The sequence below is a fragment of the Bradyrhizobium pachyrhizi genome, assembly GCF_029714545.1.
Lineage (GTDB): Bacteria > Pseudomonadota > Alphaproteobacteria > Rhizobiales > Xanthobacteraceae > Bradyrhizobium > Bradyrhizobium pachyrhizi.
Map to the genome: position 1 here is coordinate 2649797 of NZ_CP121667.1, position 25418 is coordinate 2675214.

A 25418-nucleotide genomic window follows, 5' to 3' on the forward strand; every position below is an offset into this window, starting at 1 on the left:
TGCATCGCCCCGGAATGACGGTGAGAGGATCACCAATTGCGCTTCGCAGCATAGCGCTTTAATTTATCCGCCAATTTCCGATAGACGATGCGAAAGGATGTTTCATGAGCGTGCGCCCCCAGGCCAAGGACAAGCCGGCTGCCGCCAGCTTCCAGTGGGATGATCCGTTCCTGCTCGACGACCAGCTCACCGAAGACGAGCGCCTGATCCGCGACACTGCGCGGGCCTATGCGCAGGACAAGCTGCTGCCGCGGGTCACCAAGGCCTATCTGGAAGAAAAAACCGATCGCGAGATCTTCAACGAAATGGGCGAGCTCGGCCTGATCGGCGTGACGCTGCCCGAGGAGTATGGCTGCGCCAACGCGAGCTACGTGGCCTATGGCCTCGTGGCGCGTGAGATCGAACGTGTCGATAGCGGCTATCGCTCGATGAACTCGGTGCAGTCGTCGCTGGTGATGTATCCGATCTACGCCTATGGCGACGAAAACCAGCGCAAGAAATATCTGCCCAAGCTTGCGACCGGGGAATGGGTCGGCTGCTTCGGCCTGACCGAGCCGGACGCCGGTTCCGATCCCGGCGGCATGAAGACCCGCGCCGAAAAGGTCGCCGACGGCTACAAGCTGAACGGTGCCAAGATGTGGATCTCGAACGCGCCGATCGCCGACGTGTTCGTGGTGTGGGCCAAGTCGGCGGCGCACGACAACCAGATCCGCGGCTTCATTCTCGAGAAGGGCATGAAGGGCCTGTCGGCGCCGAAGGTCGGCGGCAAGCTGTCGCTGCGCGCCTCGATCACCGGCGAGATCGTGCTCGACAATGTGGTGGTGCCGGAAAGCGCGCTGCTGCCCAACGTCTCCGGCCTCAAGGGTCCGTTCGGCTGCCTCAATCGTGCCCGCTACGGCATCTCCTGGGGTGCGCTCGGCGCCGCCGAGGACTGCATGCACCGCGCGCGGCAGTACACGCTCGACCGCAAGCAGTTTGGCCGGCCGCTCGCCGCCACCCAGCTGGTGCAGAAGAAGCTCGCCGACATGGAGACCGAGATCGCGCTCGGCCTGCAGGCCTCGTTGCGCGTCGGCCGCCTGATGGACGAGGGCAAGATGGCCCCCGAGATGATCTCGATCGTCAAACGCAACAATTGCGGCAAGTCGCTCGACATCGCCCGCATGGCGCGCGACATGCACGGCGGCAACGGCATCCAGATCGAGTATCACGTGATGCGTCACGCCGCGAACCTCGAGACGGTGAACACCTATGAGGGCACGCACGACGTCCATGCGCTGATCCTCGGCCGCGCGATCACCGGCATCCAGGCGTTCTCGTAATCCTTTCGCAGTCATTCCGGGGCGATGCGTCAGCATCGAACCCGGAATCTCGAGATTCCCCGAGGCGCAATTGCGCCCCTGAGGTTCAGCCCTGTCGGGCTGCCCCGAAATGACGTCGGAGTGAAATTCCAGATGGCCGACAACGACGACATCCCGTTCAACCGCGATTTTCCGCTGAAGCCCGGCTTGGTCGAACAGGTCCGCCCCGGCGTCCGCCGCGTCCTCTGCAACAATCCGAGCCCGTTCACCTTCACCGGCACGGTCAGCTACATCGTTGGCGAGGGCAAGGTCGCGATCATCGATCCCGGTCCCGACGACGAGGCGCATGCCAAGGCGCTGCTCGATGCGGTCAAGGGCGAGACCGTGACGCATATCCTCGTCACCCATACCCATCGCGATCATTCGCCGAACACGCCGCGGATCAAGGCCGCGACCGGCGCGCGGGTTTATGCCGAGGGACCGCACCGCGCCTCGCGCCCGCGCTTCGAGAGCGAGAAGCACAATCCGGAATCCGGCGCCGACCGCGATTTCCGGCCCGATGTGCAGGTCAAGCACGGCGACGTCATCGAGGGGGCGGGCTTTGCGCTGGAGGCGGTCGCCACCCCCGGCCACACCGCCAACCATCTGGCGTTCGCCTGGGCCGAGCGCAGCATCAATTTCGTCGGCGACCATGTGATGGGCTGGTCGACCTCGATCGTGGCGCCGCCGGACGGCTCGATGATCGATTACATGGCCTCGCTGGAGCGGCTGGAACAGCGGCCCGAGCAGCTGTATTTCTCCGGCCACGGCCCGGAGATTCCGGAGGGGCCGCGCTACGTCCGTTTCCTGGCGCGGCATCGCCGGGCGCGCGAGGCGTCGATCCTGCATCGTCTCGGCAAGGGCGAGGCCGACATTCCGACCATGGTGCGGGCGATCTATATCGGGCTCGATCCGCGGCTCGCCAATGCCGCCGGCTATTCGGTGCTGGCGCATCTGGAGGACCTCGTCGCGCGCGGCGTCGTGGCGACCGACGGCGATCCCGCGATCGGCGGGACGTACCGGATGGCGTAGTTTAGTTCGTCATTCCGGGATGGTGCGAAGCACCAGACCCGGAATCTCGAGATTCCGGGTTCATCGTGCGCGATGCCCCGGAATGACGCTACCGCGTCACTTCTTCACCGTCTTCGCCGGCGGCGCCTTTGGCGCGACAGGAGCCGCCTTCTTCGCCGGCTTGGCATTGTCGTTCTCGGCCGCGCTGTTGAGGTCTTCGATCAGCTTCTTGACGCGGGCGGCGTTGCTGCCGAGATCAGTATCGAAATAGCGCGACGCCGAGCGGATATCGACACGGGAGTCCTCGTCGTCAGGCGTGACCCGGATCGAGACGTCCTCGCGGAAACCCATGATCGGCGTCCGCGCCACCGCCTCGATGCGGCCGATGCGGCGTGGCGGCTGCGGCGCGCGCGCGTCGATGACGAGCCATTTGCGGCGGTTCACCAGCCGCAGCGTCAGCTCATAGGCGCGGTCGACCGGGGTTTCGAGCTCGACGGTTTCGATATCGGGATAGGCCGCGCGCTGCCGCTCGGCCGAATAGAGGCCGGCATAGGCGGCAGGATTGGTGCCTTCCCCGGTGCGCAGCCGCGCCAGCGCCTCGAATTTCGGCGGGTCGATCGCGTCGGTGGTGACGTCGTAGATCCGCGGCAGCTTGCGGTACTGATAGATGAGGTAGGCCGGGTAGGCGAGGATCGCCGCATCGATCAGCAGCGCGAGCAGGATCCGGCCCATGCCGCGGGTGCCGTTCTGCCAGATCGCGGCAAAGGCAGCCAGCCCAAGCAGGATCGACAGGCCGGCCAGGCCTAGCGCGCCGAAAAAGGTCGCCAGCGCCGGCTTGATCTCCAGGAACCCGAAGCGGACGATCAGGATCGAGACCACCACCGCGACGACCGAGAAGATGGCGAGGTTGCGCGACCAGGTGGCGAGACCGGACACGGGCTCCTGCTGGTAGGGAGCGGAAAACCTGCGCGCCATCGTCGAAAAATCTGCCGGTTGCGATGTCCTCAGGCGACCTCGGCCGCCGCGATCAGTCGTGTGAGACCACGGACCTGCGGCGAATTCAAGGGATTTGGATGGTGCTGTTCACCCTCCCCTGGAGGGGGAGGGCGACGCGAATGAAATGAGCGGCGGGGTGGGGTGATCCCTCAGCACGGGCACCTGTCTCAACGGAGGGACTGTCACCCCACCTCGGTCCGCATTCCGCTGCGCTTCATGCGAACCGATCCCCCCTCCAAGGGAGGATAAGGGAGGATGCGAGCCTGCCTACGCCGCGGCGGTCGGGAAGGTGTAGTCCTTGAACTGGTCGCGCAGCGCCGTCTTCAGGATCTTGCCGGTCGCGGTGTGGGGAATGCCGTCGACGAAGGCGACGTCGTCGGGCATCCACCATTTGGCGATCTTGCCGTCCATGAACTTCAGGATGTCCTCGCGCGTGGCGCTCTGGCCCTGTTTGAGTTGCACGATCAGCAGCGGCCGCTCATCCCATTTGGGGTGATGGACGCCGATCACGGCGGCTTCCGCGACGGCCGGATGGCCGACCGCGAGGTTCTCGAGATCGATCGAGGAGATCCATTCGCCGCCGGACTTGATCACGTCCTTGGAGCGGTCGGTGATCCGCATGTAGCCGTGCTCGTCCATGGTCGAGACGTCGCCGGTGTCGAAATAGCCGGCATCGTCGAGGATGTTGCTGTCGACCCGGAAATAGGCCTTGGCGATCGCGGGGCCGGAGACCTTGAGACGGCCGAAGGTCTTGCCGTCCCACGGCAGCTCCTTGCCGGCATCGTCGGTGATCTTCATCTCGACGCCGAACGGCGGATAGCCCTGGGTCTGCAGGATGTCGAGCCGCTCCTCGCCGGTGCGCTCGGTGAACGGCGGCTTCAGCGTCGCCAGCGTGCCGAGCGGGCTCATCTCGGTCATGCCCCAGGCGTGGCGCACCTGGCTGCCCATGTCGAGGAAGGCCTGGATCATCGAGCGCGGCATCGCCGATCCGCCGCAGATCACCATTTGCAGATCCGGCAGCTTGACGTTGTTGGCGGCCATGTATTGCAGCAGCATCAGCCAGACCGTCGGCACGCCGGCGGTGTGCGTGACCTTCTCGGTCGACAGCAGCTCGTACACCGAGGCACCGTCGAGCTTCGGGCCCGGCATCACGAGCTTGGTGCCCATCGACGGTGCTGAGAAGGCGATGCCCCAGCTGTTGGCATGGAACAAGGGGACCACCGGAAGCATTGTGTCCGACGCGGAGGTGCCGAGCGCGTCCTTCGAGTTGGCCATCAGCGCGTGCAACACGTTGGAGCGGTGCGAATAAAGTACACCCTTGGGATCGCCCGTCGTGCCGGAGGTGTAGCACATCGCCGCCGCGGTGTTCTCGTCGAAGGTCTTCCACTCGAACTTGCCGTCGGATGCCGCGATCCAATCCTCATAGGCGACCGCGTTCTTCAGCGTGGTCTGCGGCATGTGCGCCTTGTCGGTCAGCACCACGTAGCGCTCGACGCTCGGCAGCTGGCCTGCGATCTTCTCCAGCACCGGAACGAAGGTGAGGTCGGTGATGACGATGCGGTCCTGGGCGTGGTTGACGATCCAGGCGATCTGTTCCGGAAACAGGCGCGGATTGACGGTATGGCAGATCGCGCCGATCCCCATGATGCCGTACCAGACCTCGAGGTGGCGCCAGGTGTTCCAGGCGATGGTGGCGACGCGGTCACCGAGCTTGATGCCGTCGCGTTCCAGGCTCTGCGAGACCTTCAGGGCGCGGGCATGGATCTGGGCGTAGGTGGTGCGATGAATCGGGCCTTCGACCGACCGCGTCACGACTTCCTGGGTACCGTGATATTTGGCGGCGTGCTCAATAATCTTGTGACACAGCAAGGGCCAATCTTGCATCAAACCAAGCATACGCAAATCCCTCCTCGATCCTCACGCATGATCCGCCGGCATCTTGGACGGCCGGCAGTAAAATCATGGAACTGACATGAACTTTAGCGCGGAGAAAGCAAGCCGAAAATGGCCTGTTGGCGCGTTTCGTCGCGGGGGCGCGGCAATGGTTACCGCCGCTGTGCTGCTTTGCCTTGGCATGCAAGCAGGCCCCGCCGAGGCCGCCCGCCGCGCGCCCAGCTTTCCGTGGGACGATCTGTTCGGCACCCGGCCGCAAAGGCCGCACAAGGCAGCCCGCCGCGCAGCGGTGCCGCTGCCGAAGCCGCGCCCGGCTCAGGCGCCGGCGGAGCCTCCCGCCGCAGCCAAAACGCAGCCTGCGGTGCCCGCTGAGGCGGCCGGGCCCAGCGAGTCGGCCAAGCCGGTTGAGGCAGCGAAGCCGGCCGAGCCCGCTGCGCCGCAGCTTTCGGCCTGCCGGCAGGCGCTGACCGAGGAGATCGCGATCGCGCCGAGCATTCCGGATATCCACGGCGCCGGAGGCTGCGGCGGCGAGGATCTGGTGCGGCTCGAGGCCATCGTGTTGCCGGACAAGCGCAAGGTCGCGGTCAAGCCCGCGGCGATCCTTCGCTGCAAGATGGCCGCTGCGGTCGCCGACTGGATCCGCACCGATATCGCGCCGCTCGCGCAGAGCCTCGGGGGCGGGATCAGCAATCTCGACAATTTCGACTCGTTCGAATGCCGCGGCCGCAATCGCGTCGCCGGCGCGCAGCTCTCCGAGCATGGCCGCGCCAACGCGCTCGACGTGCGCGCCTTCGGTCTCGCCGACGGCAAGTCGATCTCGCTGACCGACCGCAGCGTGCCGCGGACCTTGCGCGAGACCGTGCTGCATTCGGTCTGCGCCCGTTTCTCCACGGTGCTCGGGCCGGGCTCGGATTGGTACCACGAGGACCACGTCCATCTCGACCTGATCGAGCGTCGCAACAATTACCGGATCTGCCAGTGGAACGTGGACGACCCGCTGCCGCAGGTCGCGCCGCTGTTGCCGGCCGAGCGCCCCGAAGAGGCGCCGCCGCGCGAGGTCGCCGCCAAATCCGACGCGCCGAAGGCGGATACATCCAAAGCTGACCACGGCAAGTCTGACACCAGCAAGCCGGACGCCACAAAATCAGATGATGCGGCCGCACCCGACCGCAGCGCCGAGACCAGGCCGCAGCCAACAAAAAAGCGCCGGCAAAGCCGGCGCTTTTGATCGCGATTGCGATTGGATCAGTAGGTCGTGCCGCCGCCGCCCTGCAGCGCCATCTGCGGCTTGTAGGGCGAGTCGCCGTGCTTCGGCTCCAGCACCACGACGATGGTGCCGAGCTTGACGCGGTTGTAGAGGTCGATGACGTCCTCGTTGGTCATGCGGATGCAGCCCGAGGAGATCGACGCGCCGATATATTCCGGCTGGTTGGTGCCGTGGATGCGGAACAGCGTGTCCTTGCCACCCGAATAGAGATACATCGCGCGCGAGCCCATCGGATTGTCCGGGCCCGGGGCCACGAAAGTCGGGACGCCGAGGCGCGAGATTTCGCCGGGGGTCGGGTGCCAAGCCGGCCATTCGGTCATGCTGCCGACCTTGGCGATGCCGGACCAGGCCATGGCTTCCTCGCCGACGGTGATGCCATAGCGGATCGCCTTGCCGTCGTTCAGCACGTAATAGAGGTAATGGTTGTCGGAATCGACCACGATCGAGCCGGGGGCTTCCTTGCGGTGGTACTCGACGATGGCGCGGCGGAACGGTTCAGCGACCGGTGTCTTGACGTAGGTGGTCTTGGCCAGGAGTTCCTTGTCACGCGGTTTGAAGTTCGCGGTGTTGGTTGCCTCATAGGTTGTGGCCTGCATGCAGCCCGACAACATCAGGCCCGCGGCCAGAATCCCGAAGGTAACTTTGAGCGACGACATGATTACATTCCAATCGAAAATCCGCGCCCGAAAGCGCCACTATTACGCCCCAAACGCCACGATTCCATTAGCGGCATTATTGCCGAAACGTGCCATTATTCCCAGACTTTAGATGCCTTTCCCGCATCGCGGGACGCTGTCTGTGGCTTTTTTGCCGCAACTGTTCTGGCGCCAGGTTGGTTTTTGTGCAAACAGGCAACGGTCGACGAGTCGGCGTCACGTCGCTGCCGCCTGGCCGCCACAAGTATGGATGCCCGGTTAATACCCCGGTCATGATGCGCCCCCCAGAATCGCGCTAAGTCGGCGGGTCCTGCCAGCCCTGTTTCGTGGAGTTCGTGATGCTGTCGGTGTTCGTTCCGTCCGAGTTCTCGCTCAAGAAGGCCACGGCGACCGACCTCGGCGCGCTGCCCGAGGGTGCGGTCTGGGTCGATCTGGTGAATCCGACCGTGGAGGAGGACCGGGCGGTCGAGAAGCTCGCGGGGATCGCGGTGCCGACCCGGGAAGACATGCAGGAGATCGAGATCTCCAGCCGGCTCTATATCGAGAACAGCGCGCGCTACATGACCGCGACGCTGATGTGCCAGTCCGACACCGACATGCCGCGCACCACGGCGGTCACCTTCATCCTCACCGGTCATCGGCTGGTGACGGTGCGCTACGACCTGCCGAAACCGTTCGCGCTGGTCGAGAACAAGCTGGCGCGCGCCTGTTCCCCCGGCATCACCGGGGAGCAGGTGCTGATGGAACTGCTGGACGCGGTGATCGACCGTTGCGCCGACATTCTGGAGCGCTGCGGGGCCGATATCGACCAGGTGTCCCACGACATCTTCGAGCCGGAGAGCGAGCGCCACGGCCACGCCAAGCAATATTCGCAGATCCTGATCGCAATCGGCCGCAAGGGCGACCTGACCTCGAAGGTTCGCGAAAGCCTGGTCTCGATCGGCCGCCTCGTCACCTTCCTCTCCGCGGTGGTCGAGGGCGTGAAATGGTCCAAGGACATGCGCGAGCAGCTCAAGACCATGCAGCGTGACGTGGCCTCACTGACCGACCACGCCTCCTATCTCTCCAACAAGATCACCTTCGTGCTCGACGCCATGCTCGGCGTGGTCAATCTGGAACAGAACAACATCATCAAGCTGTTCTCGGTGATGGCGGTGGTCTTGATGCCGCCGACGCTGATCGCCTCGATCTACGGCATGAATTTCAAGATGATGCCGGAACTCGAATGGACGCACGGCTATCCGTTCGCGCTGGTGCTGATGCTGATCGCGGCTGTCGTGCCGTACTGGATCTTCAAGTGGAAGAAGTGGCTGTAAGCCGGTTCCACGCGTCGCGTTTTGGGACGCGCTTCCTGCCTTATTTCCTCTGCTAAAATTTGAGCGTTGCGCTGAACGTTTGGGCGAAACTTGTCTGCGATAACGCCCGCCTCGAAGCCGGAGGACAGAAATGGTTGAGAAGATCATAACGCCACGGCGTAACGTCATCGACTTTGCGCGCTATCAACAGGACCGCGCAGCAGGCAAGGTGCAGGCGATCTCGCCGAGACTTTGCCGTTACTGTGGCGCTGCGTTGCTGGATGGCGAGGACGAAGACGAATGCTCCAGCGCGCTGAACGACGTCGCGCTGCGGCAGCCCGAGAAGAAGAAGTCGCGTCGGTTTTACGCAGACTAGAGGCCGAAGCCTCGGAGGCAGAAGCCTCGTTTGCGTTTGTTACGCCTGCAAGTGAAGCAATCCCAATGACGGCCGCGGCGGCGGCCGGGATCGCCTCAAAACTTCCCTCCCCGAAATACGGCTCTTCCCAAGCTCAGACGTGCTGACCACCGTTGATGTGGATTTCCGCACCGTTCACGTAAGAGCTGGTCTCCGTGCAGAGAACGTAGATGATCTTGGCGACCTCGTCCGGCGTGCCGAGGCGGTGCATCGGTATCTGCTGGTCGACGATCTTCTCGGTGCCCGGCGACAGGATCGAGGTATCGATCTCGCCCGGCGCTATGGCGTTGACGCGGACGCCGACGCGACCGAAGTCCGATGCCATCTCGCGCGTCAGCGCCGCGAGCGCGGCCTTCGACGTCGCATAGGCCGCGCCGGCAAACGGATGCACGCGCGAGCCGGCGATCGAGGTGACGTTCACCACCGCGCCCTTGGCGTGTTTCAACTCCTCGATCAGCCCGCGCGCGATCATGATCGGTGCGAAGAAGTTGACGTGGAAAACGTGGGTCCAGGTCTCGATGTCGGTGTCCATGGTGCCGAGCCGGCCGCCGCCCGCAGCCTTCGGCGAGATCGCGGCGTTGTTGACCAGCGCGTGCAGTTCATCGTTCTCGAGCCGTCTGCGGATCTCGGAGATCGCGCGCACGGTGTCGTCATGGCTGCCGAGGTCGACCTCGATGTGGTCTTCCGGCCCGGCGCCCCACGGGCAGACCTCGGGAAACGCATGCCGCGACAGGGTGATGACGCGCCAGCCGGCGGACGAGAACCGGATCGCGGTGGCATGGCCGATGCCGCGGCTTGCGCCGGTCAGGAGCAGCGTGCGCCGCGGTGCATTGGATGGGTGGGGCATCGACGGTTTCTTTCGTTTTCGTCATGCGCGGCGGCGTGCCGGGCATTCACGCCTTCGAACGACTTGGGATGACTTGGGATCAGACGTCGCTGGCCGGGTCATCTTACACGAAGATGCGCTCCGCGCTTTCGCCCCGCCATGACGGTCGCAGCTTTCAGGGATAGAGCCGCACCTTCGACCAGGCGCTGCCGGCGCCGTCGCGGCGGAATTCGATGCGATCGTGCAGGCGGTACGGGCGGTCGTGCCAGAACTCGAAGCGCTGCGGCGTGATCCGCCAGCCGCTCCAGCCCGGCGGCCGCGGCACCTCGCCGATGACGTATTTCGCACCGGTCTTGGCGATCGCCTGCTCGAAGGCGAAGCGGCTCTCCAGCGGCTGCGACTGCTTGCTGGCCCAGGCGCCGATCTGCGCCTGCTTCGGCCTGGTGGCGAAATAGGCGTCGGCCTCGGCATCGGTCACCGGAGTGACCGGCCCGCGGATGCGCACCTGGCGGCGCAGCGATTTCCAGTGGAAGAGTAAAGCGGCTTTAGGATTTGCGGCCAATTCGCGGCCCTTGGCGCTCGCAATGTGGCTGTAGAACACGAAGCCGTCGGCATCGAAGCCCTTCATCAGCACCATCCGCACGTCGGGCAAACCGTCGGGATCGACGGTCGCAAGCGCCATCGCGTTCGGATCGTTCGGCTCGGACTTGACCGCCTCCGCAAACCATTCGGCGAACAGGGCGAACGGCTCCTCCGCCGCGGTGAAATCACCCGATGTTAACGGTGTCGGGTGTTTGATGGAGGTCGTGTCGGTCATGTCAGGAGTCCCGATTTGCATCCGCCCGCGTCTGAAAGCGCGTTACTAGCCCTATATAGGGCATGGGGGCGCGTTGGCCTATCGGCGATCCACCCCGCAGGCGCGGTGGTGACATTGATCCTGATCGGCGTCGGCGCAAGCGGCTGCAGCCTGTCGCGCAGCGACGCCTTCGCCAAGCTGGACGACAAGGATGTGACGGGCTCGATCAGCCCGACCCAGGTCAATGCGGTGATGCCGACCGACACCGATCTCGCCTTCGCCCGCAATGCCGCCTCCGACGTGCTGACCAAGGGCGACAAGGATTCCAGCCAGCCCTGGGAAAACCCTGAAACCGGCGCGCGCGGCTCGGTGACGCCGCTGGCCCAGGCCTATTCGGGCGAGGACGGCAAGACGTGCCGGGATTTCCTTGCCAGCTACGTCAATGGAGCCACCGAGAGCTGGCTGCAGGGTGCCGCATGCAAGGCTGGACAAGGGCGGTGGGAAATCCATAGCCTGAAGCCCTGGAGAAAATCCTGAGAATTCCGGCGAAGCCGGGCTAAGTTGCAAAAATGCCACTGAGCCCCCACATGAAGGCGAAGTGGGCCCGGACGGGTTCCCGGCCAGGACTGATTTTTCCCGTGAAGGAGACGTGACGGATGCGCGACCCCTATGAGGTCTTGGGGGTGCAGCGGAGCGCCAGCGCTGCGACGATCAAGAGCGCCTATCGCAAGCTCGCCAAGAAGCATCACCCTGATAACAACAAGAACGACCCGAAGGCGGCGGCCCGCTTTGCGGAGATCAACACGGCCAACGAGATCGTCGGCGACGAGGACAAGCGCAAGCAGTTCGACCGCGGCGAGATCGATGCCGAAGGCAAGCCGCGCTTCCAGGGCTTCCCTGGCGGCGGCGCCGCCGGCGGTCGTGCCGGTCCGGGTGGCTTCGAGTACAGTTTCCGCTCCGGGTCCGGCGGCGGCATGGGCGGCGGCAGCTTCGAGGACATCCTCAACAGCATGTTCGGCAATGCGGCTCGCGGCGGTGGCGGCCGCGCGGGCCGGGCCAGTCCGTTCGAGTTTGACGGCGGCGGGGTCGGCGTCGACCTCGATCTTTCGGTCGCCATGACGGTGTCGCTGGAGGAATCGGTCAGGGGCGGCGATAAGCGCGTCCGCCTGCCGACCGGCCGCGAGCTCAATGTCAAGATTCCGCCCGGGGTTGCTGCGGGTCAGCAGATTCGGCTGAAGGGGCAGGGCGAGACCGCGCAAGGCCATCCGCCCGGCGATCTCCTGATCACGATCTCGGTCGCGCCGCACCCGTTCTTCAAGGTCGACGGCAACGACCTCAGGATCGACCTGCCCATCACCCTCTACGAGGCGGTGCTGGGCGGCAAGGTCCGCGTGCCGACGCTCGGCAGCGCGGTCGAACTCTCGATCCCGAAGAACACCTCGAGCGGCCGCACCTTCCGCCTCAAGGGCAAGGGGCTGTCGAAGGCGGGCGCCGTCGGCGATCTCTACGTCACGACCCGCATCATCCTTCCCGACGGGAACGATGCCGAGCTTGAGGCATTGATGCAGACGTGGGGGGATCAAAAACCCTACAATCCGCGTAGCGATCTCGGCTGACCGCCGAGAGCGTGCCCCAAAAGACGCGAAGACGCGAAACTGCAACTACCCCGGACTCTATCGGGGTAGACGCGGGCATTGCGGGCGCGTCAAAAGATGACCGGCCGCCGGAAGTCCCATCTGCGGCGTGCGGATGGGACGGCGGAAAGGAGTGCGGCCTCGAGAGGGGGACCAGCGCGGTACACAAAACCCCAATCGAGGCCGCGTGCGCCGATCGGCGGATCGGGCGCGGATCATCTTCGCGTGAGCATCCGGTGCGATAATGAGACGCGTCGATGACGCGAATCGAAGTTTTCGATGTCGGAATTGGGACACTGAGTGAGGCTGGATTCACTTACTCGAAATGACGCAATTTCGACGGCCTGATCTTCCGTAAATTTACCGGAGATCAGCTGCCGCTCTTCTCCATCTGATCGTAGACGGCCTGCGCGACCTGGGTCAGGCGCGTGCGATCGGTGCCGCCGCTGACGACATAGGCGACCCCCCGATCCGCCCAGAACAGCGCGCCGTCGCTGCCCTGCACGGCATAGCGCATCTGGGTCGCCTCGGTCTTCACCTTGGCGGTGTAGACCGTGAACCGCTCACCCGACGTGCTCTCATACATCAGGAACGACGCCGGGCCGCTCGGTCCGGGCAGCAGACGGCCGCCGACCAGCTTCAGCCCGGTCAGCTCCGGCGCGCGGACGTCCCAGCCGCAGCGCTTGGTCAGCCATTGCTGCAGGTGGTCGCGCTCGCTGCCCGGCACCTCGACGGGATGCCGGACCTCGACCACGTAGAGCCGATGCGCATCGAGTGCATCGACCGTGAAGCTCTGGAAGGCCGACGGCGTCGCCGAGGCGCCGCGCGCGATCCAGCCGGCGCCGCCACCGGCGACGAAGGCCATGACCGTCGCTGCTACCGCGCCATAGACCCAGCGGCGCGGCTGGCGCACCAGCCGCTCGAGCTCGAGCCGTTTCGGCACCGCCTCGTCCAGCACGGTGTCGTAGCGCGCATGCAGTGTCTCGGCCATCGCACGCCATGACTGCACCCGCGCCGCGTCGTCGGGATGTGCGGCAAGCCACGCCTCGACATCGCCGCGGCGTTCGGCCGGCAGCTCATTGTCGACGTAAGCGTGCAGCTCGTCTTCGGTGACGGGAATGTTCGGGTCGGTCATATCAGTGGTCTCTGCCAAATCTTGTTCGAAAATCGTTCATGCATAACGCCGGCCATCGCGCACATTATCATTTCACCCGCCGGAGCGCCGGGCGCTGGCCCTCGATCGAAGCCCGGACATGGGCGCGGGCGCGGGCGAGGCGGGACATCACCGTGCCGATCGGCACGCCCTGGATGTCGGCGACCTGCCGGTAGCTCATGCCCTCCAGCATGACGAGCAGCAGCACCGAGCGTTGCTCCTCGACCAGTGTCGACAGCGCGCGCTCGATGTCGCGTCCCTCGGCCTCGGTGCCGCTGGCGTCGGCATTGTTGTCGAGCAGCGGCACGAACGCCGGCCGCCGCGCCAGCGAGCGCCGGCGGTTCTTGTTCAGATTGGTCAGGATCGTGTAGAGCCAGCTCCTGACGTCGCCGCCGAGAAACAGACGCTCCGAGCGCAGCGCCCGCACCAGCGTATCCTGCACCAAATCGTCGGCGATATCCGTGTCACGCGCCAGCGCGCGCGCATAGCGACGCAGCGCCGGTATCATGGCTTCGACACTTTGACGAAACGCGGTCATGCATCCCAGTCTTCGATGGTCTCGGCGATAGCCGCCTTGTCCAACATAACACCCTGGCGGCGTGGCTATTCCGTCTGCGCCGATCTGCGCGCATACCGCCCAAGCTGCGGCCGATTTGGGCTTGTCGCCAGCCGAAGTGCTGGTGTACCTCCGATCCGAAAAAATTCGAAGCGTGGAAGCCTTGAGGCGGCCGACCTCTCGCGCAGCAGGGACCAGCCGTTACGGGAATGCCGGTACCGACGATCTATTACATCCGCCACGGCGAGACCTCGTGGAACGCCGAAGGCCGGCTCCAGGGCGTGCAGGACATCGCCCTCAATGAGCGCGGCCGCGCCCAGGCGGCGCATGCCGGGCGCATCCTCGCTGATCTCCTGGCGCGCGACGGCCGCGACAAGACGACGGTGCCGTTCGTCGCAAGCCCGCTGATCCGGGCGCGGGCGACCATGGAGCTGGTGCGCGCCGAGCTCGGCCTTGCGCCCGGCGACTACACCCTCGACGCGCGGCTGCGCGAGATCGGCTACGGGACGTGGGAGGGCTCGACCCTGGCGCAGGCGCAGGCTGCCGACCCCGCGCTGTATGCTCGCCGCCTGGCCGAGAAGTGGACGGTGTCGCCGGCCGGCGGCGAGAGCTATGTCGACGTCCAGGTGCGAATGACCGACTGGTATTGCTCGGTGACGGAAGACACGGTCGCGGTTGCCCATGGCGGCACGGCGCGGGCGCTGATGGTGGCCCTTGGCTTCGAGACGCCGGCCTCGGCCGCCGAGCTCTATATCGAGCAGGGGGCGGTCTACGTGTTCGGTGAACAGGGGCTGCGCCAATATAGTTAAGCATCCCGTCATTCCGGGGCGATGCGGAGCATCGAACCCGGAATCTCGAGATTCCGGGTTCGCCCTTCAGGCGCCCCGGAATGACAGCCTGGCTGTTTGACCCCGCTGCCTCCGCGCGTTACGACACGCCATGTCCTTCAATACTTTCGGCCATATGTTCCGCGTCACGACCTTCGGCGAGAGCCATGGGGTCGCGATCGGCTGCGTCGTCGACGGCTGCCCGCCGCTGATCCCCCTGACCGTGGAGGAGATCCAGCACGACCTCGACCGCCGCCGCCCCGGCCAATCGCGCTTCACCACTCAGCGCCAGGAGCCGGATGCGGTGAAGATCCTGTCCGGCGTGATGGCGCATCCGGAGAGCGGCGCGCAGGTGACGACCGGCACGCCGATCGCGCTGCTGATCGAGAACACCGATCAGCGTTCGAAGGATTATTCCGAGATCAAGGACAAGTTCCGGCCCGGCCATGCCGACTTCACCTATGAAGCGAAATACGGCCTGCGCGATTATCGCGGCGGCGGACGCTCCTCCGCGCGCGAGACCGCGACCCGCGTCGCGGCCGGTGCGATCGCGCGCAAGGTGCTGCCCGAGGTGAAGGTGCGCGGCGCGCTGGTGCAGATGGGGCCGCACAAGATCGACCGCGAGAAGTGGGACTGGGACGAGATTGCGAACAACCCGTTCTTCTGTCCCGACAAGGACAAGGCGGCGTTCTTCGAGAGCTATCTCGACGGCATCAGGAAGAGCGGCTCCTCGATCGGCGCCGTCATCGAGGTCGTCGCCGAGGGCGTGCCGGCCGGGCTCGGCGCGCCGATCTACGCCAAACTCGACAGCGACCTGGCGGCGGCGATGATGAGCATCAACGCGGTCAAGGGCGTCGAGATCGGCGCCGGCTTCGGCGCCGCCGAATTGTCGGGCGAGGAGAATGCCGACGAGATGCGGACCGGCAACAACGGAACGCGTTTCCTGTCCAACCATGCCGGCGGCGTGCTCGGCGGCATCTCGACCGGGCAGCCGGTGGTGGTGCGCTTTGCGGTCAAGCCGACCTCCTCGATCCTGACCACGCGCCGCACCGTGGACCGCAAGGGCGCGGATACCGACATCCTGACGAAGGGCCGCCACGACCCCTGCGTCGGCATCCGGGCGGTCCCGGTCGGCGAGGCCATGATGGCCTGCGTGCTGGCCGATCATTTTCTGCGCGACCGCGGGCAGACCGGGCGCTGATCCCTTATATAGTGGCGGTCGCCAGACCGCCCTGGGGGAATGCCATGAACGCGTCGGAGCTTCGGGACATCATCGAGTGGATGATCGGCGGCGCGCGGTCGGCGCCGACCCCGCCGCAGATGATGGCGGAATGCTGCGAGCGGCTGGTGCGGGCCGGATTGCCGCTGTGGCGCATCGGCGTCTTCGTGCGCACGCTGCATCCGGAGATCTATGGCCGCCATTTCTTCTGGAAGCCGGGCGCGGAGGTCGAAACCGGCACCGTCGATCACAACATCCTGGACTCCCCGGAATTTGCCGTCAGCCCGCTGTCGACCGTGTTCAGGCAGGGCGTTGAAGTACGCGCGCGCCTCGACGATCCCGCAAGCGCCCGGTTTCCGGTCGTCGTGGACCTGCAGGCCGAAGGCGTCACCGACTACATCGCCGTGCCGCTGGTCTATACCGACGGCTTCGTCAATGCCTCGAGCTGGACCACCAGGCAGCCGGGCGGCTTCACCGACGAGCAGCTCGATGCGATCCGGTCGATCGCCGTGCCATTGGCGCGCTATATCGAGATCATCACCCTGCGCCGCACCGCCTCGCTCTTGCTCGACACCTATGTCGGCAACCGTGCCGGCGAGCGCATCATGGGCGGCCAGATCCGGCGCGGCCATGCCGATACGATGGATGCCGCGATCTGGCTGTCGGACCTGCGCGGCTTCACCGCGCTGTCGGACCGCTTGCCGGCCGAGACTGTCGTGGAGATCCTCAACCTCTACTTCGATTGCCAGGTCACTGCGATCCGCGACCATGGCGGCGAGGTGCTCAAATTCATGGGCGACGGCCTGCTCGCGGTGTTCCCGGTCGACGAATATCTCGGCGACGAGGTGCAGGTCTGCTCACGCGTGCTGGAGGCCGCGCGCGCGTCCCGCGCCGGCGTCGAGGCGCTGCAATTCGCCAATGGCGATGCCGTCGAACGCTTCCGTTTCGGCGTCGCCCTGCATCTCGGGCGCGTGCTCTACGGCAATATCGGCGGCGGCAACCGGCTCGACTTCACTTGCATCGGTCCGGCGGTCAATCTTGCCGCGCGGCTGGAGAAGATCGCCGGCCGTCTCGGCCGCACCGTGGTGGCCTCGGAGCGCTTCGCCGGCATCAGCGACGGCGGCTGGAGCGATCTCGGCGAGTTTCCGATCGCGGGATTTGCCAAGGCCGAACGGGTCTACGGCCTGTACGACGAGGCGCCGGTCGCTGCCGCGAGCTAGCCGCCGCGGGCGTAAGACTGCTTCAGGCCGAAGGTCAGGATCGACAATGTGATCCACAGCCGCAGCATGGCGAAGCCTAAGATGAAGACGACGTAGATCAGGTTCTTGAGCGGCTGGTCCACCATCGAGATTTGCCAGAAGTGCCAGATCGCGGTGCGCACAAGCGCCTGCCCGTAGCCCAGCGCAACGTTGATCGTGCCCAGCACGAGCACCGCCGCGCCAAGCCAGAGCGCGTGCCGGCCAAGGTCCTTGACGGCGGCAAACAGCGCAACGCGGCCGCCATTGCCTTCCGCATTGACGATGATCAGCAGCACCAGCGCCGCGATCGCCGCACTCCAGAACCGGCCGAGATGGGTGACCTGATCGAAGGCCATGCCATCGAGGCCCGACAAGAGATACGGTGCAAACGACGAGAAGCCGATCGCGGCGGCGCCGAGTGACGCCACGATCATCACGAGCACGATCCGCCACAGGATCGACAGCGACAGTCTGATCTGCTCGGCCAGCGTCAATTCGCCAAGTGATGATCGACCTCCGGAAGCCTGGATCGAGTCCCGTGCCGTCGCGAAGAAGGCGAGCAGCACGCAAGCGTTGGCCAGCGCCAGCGCGGGCACGATCAGGCCGAGATTGCCGTAGCCGACGATCCGCAGCGCCGCCGCCATGATGAGCCAGGGCAGGGCGGGCAACGGGCGAAATGGCCCGAACGAGGTCTCCGGGCGAGTCTTCCGCAGGGACAGTTGTTGGCGCAGCGCGACGGACATGCCGCGTTCATGCCATGCGATCCCTAAAGCACCGGTCGCCGCGATCGCTAAAATTCGCGGCAAGGCCAGCGGCAATCCGGCGCTGGCGCGCTATTCCTCGGGCTCGGTGGTGAACAGCAGAGGATAGCCCTTGGCGCGGCCGGCGTCGGTGGCGCGCGTCGCCTTGGTCTCGGCGACGTCCCTGGTGAAGACTGCGACGACGCAGACGCCGCGCTGGTGCGCCGTCAGCATCACCTTGTAGGCCTGGTCATCGGTCATGCGGAATTCACCCTTCAGCACCGTGACGACGAATTCGCGCGGCGTGTAGTCGTCGTTGACCAGGATCACCTTGTGCAGGCGCGGCCGCTCGACCTTGGTCTTGGTCCTGGTTTTCGGCTTGACGACGGTATCCGGCATCGCACTCCCTCGCGATTGCCCGTAAGAATACCGTCTTCAGGCGCGCCTTGGAACCGTTCGATTTGCACGGCGTCATTGCGGCAACGGCACGGCGCGTGTCGCCGTATTCGAGGCAAGCGAAGTCTGACTTGAATGTGGACGTCTAACCTGAATGTGAAGGACAGCTGATATCTGCGCTTTTCGCCGCCTGAATTGCGTGTCACCATGACACTCATACGACGGGAGGGCCGCAATGCGCTGGTATGTCTCGATCGGAGCGGTGCTTGTCGCGGGCATGTTGGCCAGCGGCGATGTGGCCGGTGTTGCCGCGCCCGGCCCGGGAACCCAGCCCGGCCATCGCCTGGCTGAAAAGGAATCCACACCGAGCGTCGATATCGAGTTGATCATCGCGGTCGACGTTTCCTATTCGATGGATATGGACGAGCTCGCGATCCAGCGCGAGGGCTATGCGCAGGCGATCGTCTCCAAGGATTTCCTGCAGGCGCTGAAGGCCGGTCCGAACGGCAAGATCTCGATCACCTATTTCGAATGGGCCGCCTCCAACGATCAGAAGATCATCATCCCCTGGCGGGTGATCGACGGCCCTGAATCCGCCGATGCGGTCGCCGCCGAAATCATGAAGACGCCGGTGCGCCGCGCCTCGCGCACCTCGATCTCCGGCGCGATCTATTTCGCGATCCCGATGTTCGACGAGAATCCGCATCGCGGCCTCCGCCGCGTGATCGATATTTCCGGCGACGGGCCCAACAACAACGGCACGCCGATCACGCCCGCGCGCGATGCGGCGCTCGACAAGGGTATCGTCATCAACGGTCTGCCGATCATGGTGAAGGAACCGTCCTACTCGACGATGGATATCGAGAATCTCGACTATTACTACGAGGACTGCGTGATCGGCGGACCAGGCTCCTTCGTGGTGACGATCAAGGATCGTGAGAAGTTCAAGGAGGCGATCCGCACCAAGCTGCTGCTCGAAGTCGCCGGCCGCACCCCGGAGCGCCCGATCATGCGGACCGCCGACAAGGAGCCGCGGGTCAATTGCCTGATCGGCGAGAAGATCTGGCAGGACCGCTGGGGGCGGTAGCGATCATGGAAATCTCGTAGGATGGGTAGAGCGCAGCGAAACCCATCAATTCATATCCGCGGCGCGAATGTTGGGTTTCGCTGCGCTCTACCCATCCTGCGGTTCTAACTCGCCCTACAGATCTTCTGGAGCTCACTCTCTATCGCGCGCAGCATCTGCAACGCGGCGGCGTGCTCGGCCGCGCCGATCTCTTGCCATATTTGCGCGACACGTCCAGACAGTTCGCGAACCGTCACCGGAAAATTCGCGGCCTGTGCCAGCGCGCCCTTTTCGTTGATCAGATACGCCCCGTTCAGCGCAAACAGCACCTGCGCGATGCAGGCCAGCGCGCGATAGGCGCAGCCGGCGATATGCGTGCTGTCGCCGCGCGGCAAGGCGAGCTCGGCATTCTCGATGCTGAACTGGGCTTCCCATTGAAAGCGCCGCACCAACGCATCGCGCAGGGCCGGCGGGTAGGGCACGGTCCTCGCCTTCAGCGCCGCGACGAGGCCGTCGGGATCGTGCAGCGCACGGCACAGCGCGACCTCGCCCATCCAGATCGCCGAGCAGAAGTCGTGCGGATGGCCGGGCTGATAGTGCATGCTGATCTCGCCGTTCCGGCAAGCATCGATGACAGCGGAGACCCGATCGATGCTGCGGTAGAGCAGGTCGACCTTGCGGCCGTCGATCGTGAGCCAGGCACCGCCGACGATCCACGGTCCCCATTCGCCGACCGGCGTGACATGCGCAACAGCGGGATCGTCGACCAGACCCGTTACAGCTTCGCGCAACCGATCGATATCCGGCGCGGCGCCATCCCGATGATAGAGGCCGATATCGGTGTCGGAGGTGTCATGCGCCGTGCCGCGCGCCCGCGAGCCGCCGAGCACGATGGCGGCGACGCCCGGTACGGCGGCGAGAACGGGAATGATGCGTGCGAGCAGCGGATCGTCGGACATGGAGCGCAGATTATAGCGAGACTGCCCGCGCTCAGCGATAGTCGCTGCGTCCTGTCAGCGCGCGAACCGCGCCACCAGCTCGACATGGGGGGTGTGGCGGAACTGATCGACCGGCGTGACGTCCGCGATCCTGTAGCCGCCGTCGATCAGGATCTTCGCGTCGCGCGCAAACGTTGCGGCGTTGCAGGACACCGCGACGATCACCGGCACCTTGCTCGTCGCCAGCTGGGTGACCTGCGCCTGCGCGCCCTGCCGCGGCGGATCGAACACGACGGCGTCATAGTCGCGCAATTCCTGTGGCATCAGTGGACGGCGGAACAGGTCGCGGGCCTCGGCCTTGAGCGGCTTCAGCCCCGGCGTCGATTGCGCGGCCTTCTGCAGCGCGGTGATCGCACCCGTGTCGCTGTCGAAGGCCGCGATCCGCGCCTTCTCCGCGAGGCGCAGCGCGAACGGACCGACGCCGCAAAACAGGTCGGCGATATGCTTGGCGCGTCCGCAATGCGCGCGAACCAGCGCGGCCAGTGCCTCCTCGCCCTGAACGGTCGCCTGCAGGAACGAGCCGGGCGGCAGCACGACCTTCGCCTTTCCGATCGCAATCTCGGGAGAGGCGCGCTGCAGCACCAGCTCGCCGTGGCGTGTCAGCCGCGCCAGCCGGTGCTTCTCCGCGACGCGCGACAAAGTGGTGATCAGGCTGGTTGGCAGCGCGCCGGAGCCGCGCACGTCGATGTCGAGGCCGTTGACGGTTGCGGTCACCTGGATGTCCAGCGGCCTGCCGGTCGCGATCAGCGGCTCGGCTGTGGCCCAGGCCGCCTCGAGCGCGCCGTCGAGCGCAGGATCGAGGATCGGGCAGCGATCGACCGGGATGATGTCGTGCGAACCTGCCGCGGCGTAGCCGACCTTGAGGACCTCATGGCTGCCCATGCGGCCGTGCAACGTGATGCGGCGACGGCCCGCGCCATGGGCATCGATCAGCGCTGCGACTTCCGCCGCAATCTTCGCCTGCGCCAGCGTCTCGACCACGATGTTGCGCTTCCAGGCGTGGTAGGGCGCATCGTTCCAGTGCTGGATCGCGCAGCCGCCGCAGATCCCGAAATGCGGGCAGAACGGTACGATGCGCTCGGGGCTTTCCTGCACGACCCGCAGCAGCCGCCGCCGGTCGGGATGGTTGCCCGGGACGTCGTCGACCTCGACCATTTCGCCGGCCAGCGCATAGGGCACAAGGATCGATTGCGATCCCTCGATCGCGACGCCGTCGCCGCGGTGGCCGACATGGTCGATGGTAAGAAGCTCAGCCACGGCGCGCGCCGAGGAAGAATTCGATATTGCCGTCGCCGCCCGAGATCGAGGACGGGAACACCTGAATGTCGGTGCAGCCCTGCGAGGCGGCAAAGGCGGCGATGTCGTCGCAGATTTCCTGGTGCACCATCGCGTTGCGGATCACGCCGCGCTTGGAGTGTTTGCGCGCCGCCTCGAATTGCGGCTTGATCAGTGCCAAAAGATGCATCGGGGCTGCCGCCAGCGACAGCGCCACCGGCAGCACGAGCTTCAGCGAGATGAAGCTGACGTCGATCACCACGATGTCGGGCCGCGCCGGCAGGCGCTTGCCCTCGAAACTCCTGATGTCGGTCGCCTCCATGGAGACGATCTTCGGATGTCCCTGCAGCGAGGGATGCAACTGGCCATGGCCGACGTCGATGGCGAACACGAGACTTGCGCCGTTGGCGAGCAGCACTTCGGTGAAGCCGCCGGTCGAGGCGCCGACATCGAGGCAGACATGGCCCTCGACGTCGATCGGATAGTGCTCGAGCGCGCCGGCGAGCTTGACGCCGCCGCGCGAGACATAGGGATGCGCCGGTTCCGCCGAGAGTGCCGCGCCCGGTGCGACGATCTCGGACGCCTTCGCGATTTGCTTGCCGTCGGCGGTGACGAGGCCGGCGTCGATGGCGGCGCGCGCCCGCGCCCGGCTTTCGAACAGGCCGCGTTCCACCAGCAGCACGTCGATGCGCTTGCCGGGGGATGCGTCGTTGTCGTTGTTGCCCGCTCTGGTCACTTCGCCGCCTGCCGGCGCTGCGCGGCAGCGAGCCGCACGCACGCCTCGAAGGAGGTGAGGTCGTGCCAGAGGTCGGCCGACGGCTCGCGCGGGGTCACCAGCGGGCTGCCGTGCAGGTCGAGCGCGTGCATCATCATCAGATTATCCGGTAATCCAAACTCTTCCACCGTCAGCCCCTCCGCATCGATCAGGCGTCCGTCGGATGCCGGCACGACCTGACTGAGCCGCGCCACGCGATTGGCGTAGGACGTGGGATCGTTGGAATAGGCGAGACACAGTTTGTCGCGTCCCGCCATGTAGCCGAGTTCGTAAACCGTGCCTGCGTCGGCACTGGGGCCGCGAAACGGCGTCAAGTTGGCGATGATGGCGTCGGCAGACTCCATCATCGCCTCGTTGCTCTTGAAGATGGTGAGCGAGGCGCCGGCGGCGGTGGGATCGATGCTGTTATCGAGCGGATACAGCCCGGTCAGCCCGTGATAGGCGCAAACCTCCGCCTTGCGGCGGCCGATCTCCACGGCATCCGGCAGGAACACGTCAGGACCTGCCAGATAGATCTTCATGGACTTGCCGGGGCTGGTGCGTTTTCGAGCGAGAACCTGGAGCTTCGGTTCTGATTGATTCAATCAGAACCGAAAATGCTCCAGTGAGCGCCGCCCGCAGCGATCAGGCGAGCTTGACGGTCTCGGTCTTGTAGTCCTTGCCGAGGGTTTCGAATACCTTGGCAACGATGCTCTTGGCGTCGAGACCGGCGCGGGCATACATCGCCGCCGGCGTGTCGTGGTCTAGGAACACGTCGGGCAGGATCATCGAGCGGAACTTGAGCATGCCGCTGTCGAGCATGGCGTTGTCCGACAGGAACTGCATGACATGCGAGCCGAAGCCGCCGATCGAGCCTTCCTCGATCGTGATCAGGATCTCATGGTCGCGGGCGAGCTTCATGATCATTTCTTCGTCGAGCGGCTTCATGAAGCGCGCGTCGGCGATCGTGGCGGAGAGGCCGTGCGCTGCGAGCTCGTCGGCCGCCTTCTCGCACTCGGCGAGACGGGTGCCGAACGATAGCAGCGCGACCTTCTTGCCCTCGCGGATGATGCGGCCCTTGCCGACTTCCAGGGCAACGCCGACTTCCGGCATCTCGATGCCGCGGCCTTCGCCGCGCGGATAGCGCAGCGCGCTTGGACGATCGTTGATCGCAACCTGCGTCGCCACCATGTGGACCAGTTCCGCCTCGTCGGCGGCGGCCATGATCACCATGTTCGGCAGACAGCCGAGATACGCATTGTCGAACGAACCCGCGTGCGTCGCGCCGTCGGCGCCGACCAGGCCGGCACGGTCGATCGCGAAGCGGACCGGAAGGCTCTGGATCGCGACGTCATGGACCACCTGGTCATAGCCGCGCTGCAGGAAGGTCGAGTAGATCGCGCAGAACGGCTTGTAGCCTTCGGTGGCGAGGCCGGCGGCGAAGGTCACCGCGTGCTGTTCGGCTATGCCGACGTCGAAGGTGCGGTCCGGGAACGCCTTGTTGAAAATATCGACTCCGGTGCCCGACGGCATCGCCGCGGTGATGGCGACGATCTTGTCGTCCTTCTCAGCTTCCTTGACGAGGCTCTGGCCGAACACGTTCTGGTAGGCCGGCGCATTCGGCTTGGCCTTGGCCTGGGTGCCGGTCGCGACGTCGAACTTGACCACGGCGTGGTACTTGTCGGCGGAGGCTTCGGCCGGGCCGTAGCCCTTGCCCTTCTGGGTCACGACGTGAACCAGGATCGGGCCGGTCTCCATGTCGCGGACGTTCTTCAGCACCGGCAGCAGATGGTCCAGATTGTGACCGTCGATCGGGCCGACATAGTAGAAGCCGAGTTCCTCGAACAGCGTGCCGCCGTCCATCATGAAGCCGCGGGAATATTCCTCGACGCGGTTGGCGCGGTTGGCGAGGATCTTCGGCAGCCGCTTGTTGATCTGCTTGGCGGCCTCGCGCAGCGAGCGGTAGGTCTTGCCGGAGTAGAGACGCGACAGATAGGCGCTCATCGCGCCGACCGGCGGCGCGATCGACATGTCGTTGTCGTTGAGGATCACGATCAGGCGCGAGTTCATCGCGCCGGCGTTGTTCATCGCCTCATAGGCCATGCCCGCCGACATCGCGCCGTCACCGATCACGGCGATAACGTTGTTCTTGCCGCCGGAGAGATCGCGCGCCACGGCCATGCCGAGGCCGGCCGAGATCGAGGTCGAGGAGTGCGCGGCGCCGAACGGATCGTAGTCGCTTTCGGTGCGCTTGGTGAAGCCGGAGAGGCCGCCGCCGGTGCGTAGCGTGCGGATGCGGTCGCGGCGTCCGGTCAGGATCTTGTGCGGGTAGGCCTGGTGGCCGACGTCCCAGATCAGGCGGTCGCGCGGGGTGTCGAAGATGTAGTGGATGGCGGTGGTCAGTTCGACCACGCCGAGGCCGGCGCCGAAATGGCCGCCGGTCACCGACACCGCGTCGATGGTTTCCTGGCGCAGCTCGTCGGCAACCTGCTGCACCTGCTCGACCTTCAGCTTGCGCAGGTCATCCGGCGTGTGAATAGTGTCAAGAAGCGGCGTCTTACTAAATGTGGTCACAGCGAATTTCCAATTTTTGCCTGTCGGAACGAACCGCCCGACGCGAGATGGGATGGCGCGCACACCGCGCAGCGAATGCCAGACACTGGGTGCCGCCCCGGCAGGCCGGTGCCTGGTTGTAAGCCTAGATTCACTCCGGATTGGACCACGTGATATGCATCACCTTGGTCGCTCTTCACCCGTCCCGGTTCAGTTTTGTCGAACCATTTGAGATGCATGCCGCCCGAAAAGTCGGGCTGCCCGCCACTCTCAAATGCCCATAGAACTGGAAGCATTACACCAAAGCCGCAGCCAAAGCCAACCCGATAGGGGGCGCAGGGTTCCTATGCGGCGCGCTGAAAAACCTAATCTTTTCAATGCCTGGGTGGGAGCCGGGTTCCAATTCGCCTAATTTGGCGGCAGCCGGCCGGGGCGGCTCGGCCTGATTCGCAGCCGTACCCGACCCCCGCGGGTAGCCCCGGGGGTTTACGGGTGGCTGGAAATGCACAGCAACAAT

The 25418-nt window shown here is 65.3% G+C and carries 25 protein-coding genes; 11 read left to right on the plus strand and 14 right to left on the minus strand.

The window, feature by feature from the left end:
* Positions 1-104 precede the first annotated feature (104 nt).
* The gene (locus QA639_RS12200; RefSeq protein ID WP_028334515.1) at positions 105-1319 is read left to right on the plus strand and encodes an acyl-CoA dehydrogenase; all 1215 of its coding nucleotides are present in this window, start codon (positions 105-107) and stop codon (positions 1317-1319) included.
* 132 nt (positions 1320-1451) lie between these two features.
* Complete coding sequence (locus QA639_RS12205) at positions 1452-2369, plus strand: MBL fold metallo-hydrolase (protein WP_157345589.1); 918 nt, start codon at positions 1452-1454, stop codon at positions 2367-2369.
* Between the two features lie 96 nt (positions 2370-2465).
* Here the strand turns inward: QA639_RS12205 and QA639_RS12210 are convergent, their stop codons facing one another.
* On the minus strand, positions 2466-3323 hold the full coding sequence (locus QA639_RS12210; RefSeq protein ID WP_157345591.1) for a DUF1499 domain-containing protein: 858 nt from the start codon (positions 3321-3323) through the stop codon (positions 2466-2468).
* A 288-nt stretch (positions 3324-3611) separates the two neighbouring features.
* Positions 3612-5240 (minus strand): fatty-acid--CoA ligase, encoded by a 1629-nt coding sequence (locus QA639_RS12215; RefSeq protein ID WP_028334512.1) that lies wholly within the window; start codon positions 5238-5240, stop codon positions 3612-3614.
* Between the two features lie 76 nt (positions 5241-5316).
* Between QA639_RS12215 and QA639_RS12220 the strand changes: the two genes are divergently transcribed.
* Positions 5317-6465, plus strand: a complete 1149-nt coding sequence (locus tag QA639_RS12220; protein WP_050387836.1) for an extensin family protein — start codon at positions 5317-5319, stop codon at positions 6463-6465.
* Between the two features lie 17 nt (positions 6466-6482).
* Here the strand turns inward: QA639_RS12220 and QA639_RS12225 are convergent, their stop codons facing one another.
* Positions 6483-7160, minus strand: coding sequence for a L,D-transpeptidase (locus QA639_RS12225; RefSeq protein ID WP_018270352.1), 678 nt, complete (start codon positions 7158-7160; stop codon positions 6483-6485).
* A gap of 338 nt (positions 7161-7498) precedes the next feature.
* Between QA639_RS12225 and QA639_RS12230 the strand changes: the two genes are divergently transcribed.
* Together QA639_RS12230 and QA639_RS12235 are read left to right on the plus strand one after the other, a co-directional pair.
* On the plus strand, positions 7499-8476 hold the full coding sequence (locus QA639_RS12230) for a magnesium transporter CorA family protein (RefSeq protein WP_028334510.1): 978 nt from the start codon (positions 7499-7501) through the stop codon (positions 8474-8476).
* A gap of 130 nt (positions 8477-8606) precedes the next feature.
* Positions 8607-8831 carry a hypothetical protein gene (locus tag QA639_RS12235; RefSeq protein WP_028334509.1) on the plus strand — a complete coding sequence of 75 codons (225 nt, stop codon included), beginning with the start codon at positions 8607-8609 and terminating at the stop codon, positions 8829-8831.
* Positions 8832-8964: 133 nt separating this feature from the next.
* Here the strand turns inward: QA639_RS12235 and QA639_RS12240 are convergent, their stop codons facing one another.
* Complete coding sequence (locus tag QA639_RS12240) at positions 8965-9717, minus strand: SDR family NAD(P)-dependent oxidoreductase (RefSeq protein ID WP_018270354.1); 753 nt, start codon at positions 9715-9717, stop codon at positions 8965-8967.
* Positions 9718-9871: 154 nt separating this feature from the next.
* A complete protein-coding gene (gene pdxH / locus QA639_RS12245) occupies positions 9872-10513 on the minus strand; it encodes a pyridoxamine 5'-phosphate oxidase (protein ID WP_018270355.1) in 642 nt (213 codons plus the stop codon).
* A 108-nt stretch (positions 10514-10621) separates the two neighbouring features.
* Here pdxH and QA639_RS12250 point away from each other — a divergent pair, with 108 nt between their 5' ends.
* Complete coding sequence (locus QA639_RS12250; RefSeq protein WP_028334508.1) at positions 10622-11029, plus strand: RT0821/Lpp0805 family surface protein; 408 nt, start codon at positions 10622-10624, stop codon at positions 11027-11029.
* Between the two features lie 119 nt (positions 11030-11148).
* Entirely contained in the window at positions 11149-12108 is a 960-nt protein-coding gene (locus QA639_RS12255; protein ID WP_157345593.1) for a DnaJ C-terminal domain-containing protein, read from the plus strand.
* A 388-nt stretch (positions 12109-12496) separates the two neighbouring features.
* Here QA639_RS12255 and QA639_RS12260 read toward each other — a convergent pair whose 3' ends face one another.
* Positions 12497-13261 carry an anti-sigma factor family protein gene (locus QA639_RS12260; RefSeq protein ID WP_157345596.1) on the minus strand — a complete coding sequence of 255 codons (765 nt, stop codon included), beginning with the start codon at positions 13259-13261 and terminating at the stop codon, positions 12497-12499.
* A 67-nt stretch (positions 13262-13328) separates the two neighbouring features.
* Positions 13329-13817, minus strand: coding sequence for a sigma-70 family RNA polymerase sigma factor (locus tag QA639_RS12265; protein WP_028334505.1), 489 nt, complete (start codon positions 13815-13817; stop codon positions 13329-13331).
* Between the two features lie 227 nt (positions 13818-14044).
* On the opposite strand from QA639_RS12265, the gene QA639_RS12270 reads away from it, so the two are divergent.
* From QA639_RS12270 to QA639_RS12280, 3 genes are all read left to right on the plus strand, one after another.
* Positions 14045-14644, plus strand: coding sequence for a histidine phosphatase family protein (locus tag QA639_RS12270; protein ID WP_157345599.1), 600 nt, complete (start codon positions 14045-14047; stop codon positions 14642-14644).
* Between the two features lie 130 nt (positions 14645-14774).
* Positions 14775-15863, plus strand: a complete 1089-nt coding sequence (gene aroC / locus QA639_RS12275; protein WP_050387833.1) for a chorismate synthase — start codon at positions 14775-14777, stop codon at positions 15861-15863.
* Positions 15864-15907: 44 nt separating this feature from the next.
* Positions 15908-17101 carry an adenylate/guanylate cyclase domain-containing protein gene (locus QA639_RS12280; protein WP_157345601.1) on the plus strand — a complete coding sequence of 398 codons (1194 nt, stop codon included), beginning with the start codon at positions 15908-15910 and terminating at the stop codon, positions 17099-17101.
* On the opposite strand, the gene QA639_RS12285 is transcribed toward QA639_RS12280, so the two are convergent.
* Together QA639_RS12285 and clpS are read right to left on the minus strand one after the other, a co-directional pair.
* On the minus strand, positions 17098-17862 hold the full coding sequence (locus tag QA639_RS12285) for a hypothetical protein (protein ID WP_244978630.1): 765 nt from the start codon (positions 17860-17862) through the stop codon (positions 17098-17100). The two genes, QA639_RS12280 and QA639_RS12285, sit on opposite strands and share 4 nt — an antisense overlap.
* Before the next feature lie 90 nt (positions 17863-17952).
* Complete coding sequence (gene clpS, locus QA639_RS12290) at positions 17953-18258, minus strand: ATP-dependent Clp protease adapter ClpS (RefSeq protein ID WP_021076758.1); 306 nt, start codon at positions 18256-18258, stop codon at positions 17953-17955.
* A gap of 232 nt (positions 18259-18490) precedes the next feature.
* On the opposite strand from clpS, the gene QA639_RS12295 reads away from it, so the two are divergent.
* Positions 18491-19342: a DUF1194 domain-containing protein gene (locus QA639_RS12295; protein WP_028334500.1), complete on the plus strand. Its 852-nt coding sequence runs from the start codon at positions 18491-18493 to the stop codon at positions 19340-19342.
* A 104-nt stretch (positions 19343-19446) separates the two neighbouring features.
* On the opposite strand, the gene QA639_RS12300 is transcribed toward QA639_RS12295, so the two are convergent.
* From QA639_RS12300 to dxs, 5 genes are all read right to left on the minus strand, one after another.
* Positions 19447-20280, minus strand: a complete 834-nt coding sequence (locus QA639_RS12300) for a nucleotidyltransferase domain-containing protein (RefSeq protein WP_157345602.1) — start codon at positions 20278-20280, stop codon at positions 19447-19449.
* Positions 20281-20334: 54 nt separating this feature from the next.
* Positions 20335-21576, minus strand: a complete 1242-nt coding sequence (locus QA639_RS12305; protein WP_283089841.1) for a class I SAM-dependent RNA methyltransferase — start codon at positions 21574-21576, stop codon at positions 20335-20337.
* A complete protein-coding gene (locus QA639_RS12310; RefSeq protein ID WP_283089842.1) occupies positions 21569-22330 on the minus strand; it encodes a TlyA family RNA methyltransferase in 762 nt (253 codons plus the stop codon). The genes QA639_RS12305 and QA639_RS12310 overlap by 8 nt, the downstream gene beginning before the upstream one ends.
* Complete coding sequence (locus tag QA639_RS12315) at positions 22327-22890, minus strand: nucleoside 2-deoxyribosyltransferase (protein WP_028334496.1); 564 nt, start codon at positions 22888-22890, stop codon at positions 22327-22329. Before QA639_RS12315 ends, QA639_RS12310 begins: the two co-directional genes overlap by 4 nt.
* A 103-nt stretch (positions 22891-22993) precedes the next feature.
* Positions 22994-24922 (minus strand): 1-deoxy-D-xylulose-5-phosphate synthase, encoded by a 1929-nt coding sequence (gene dxs / locus QA639_RS12320; RefSeq protein ID WP_028334495.1) that lies wholly within the window; start codon positions 24920-24922, stop codon positions 22994-22996.
* Positions 24923-25418: the final 496 nt, after the last annotated feature.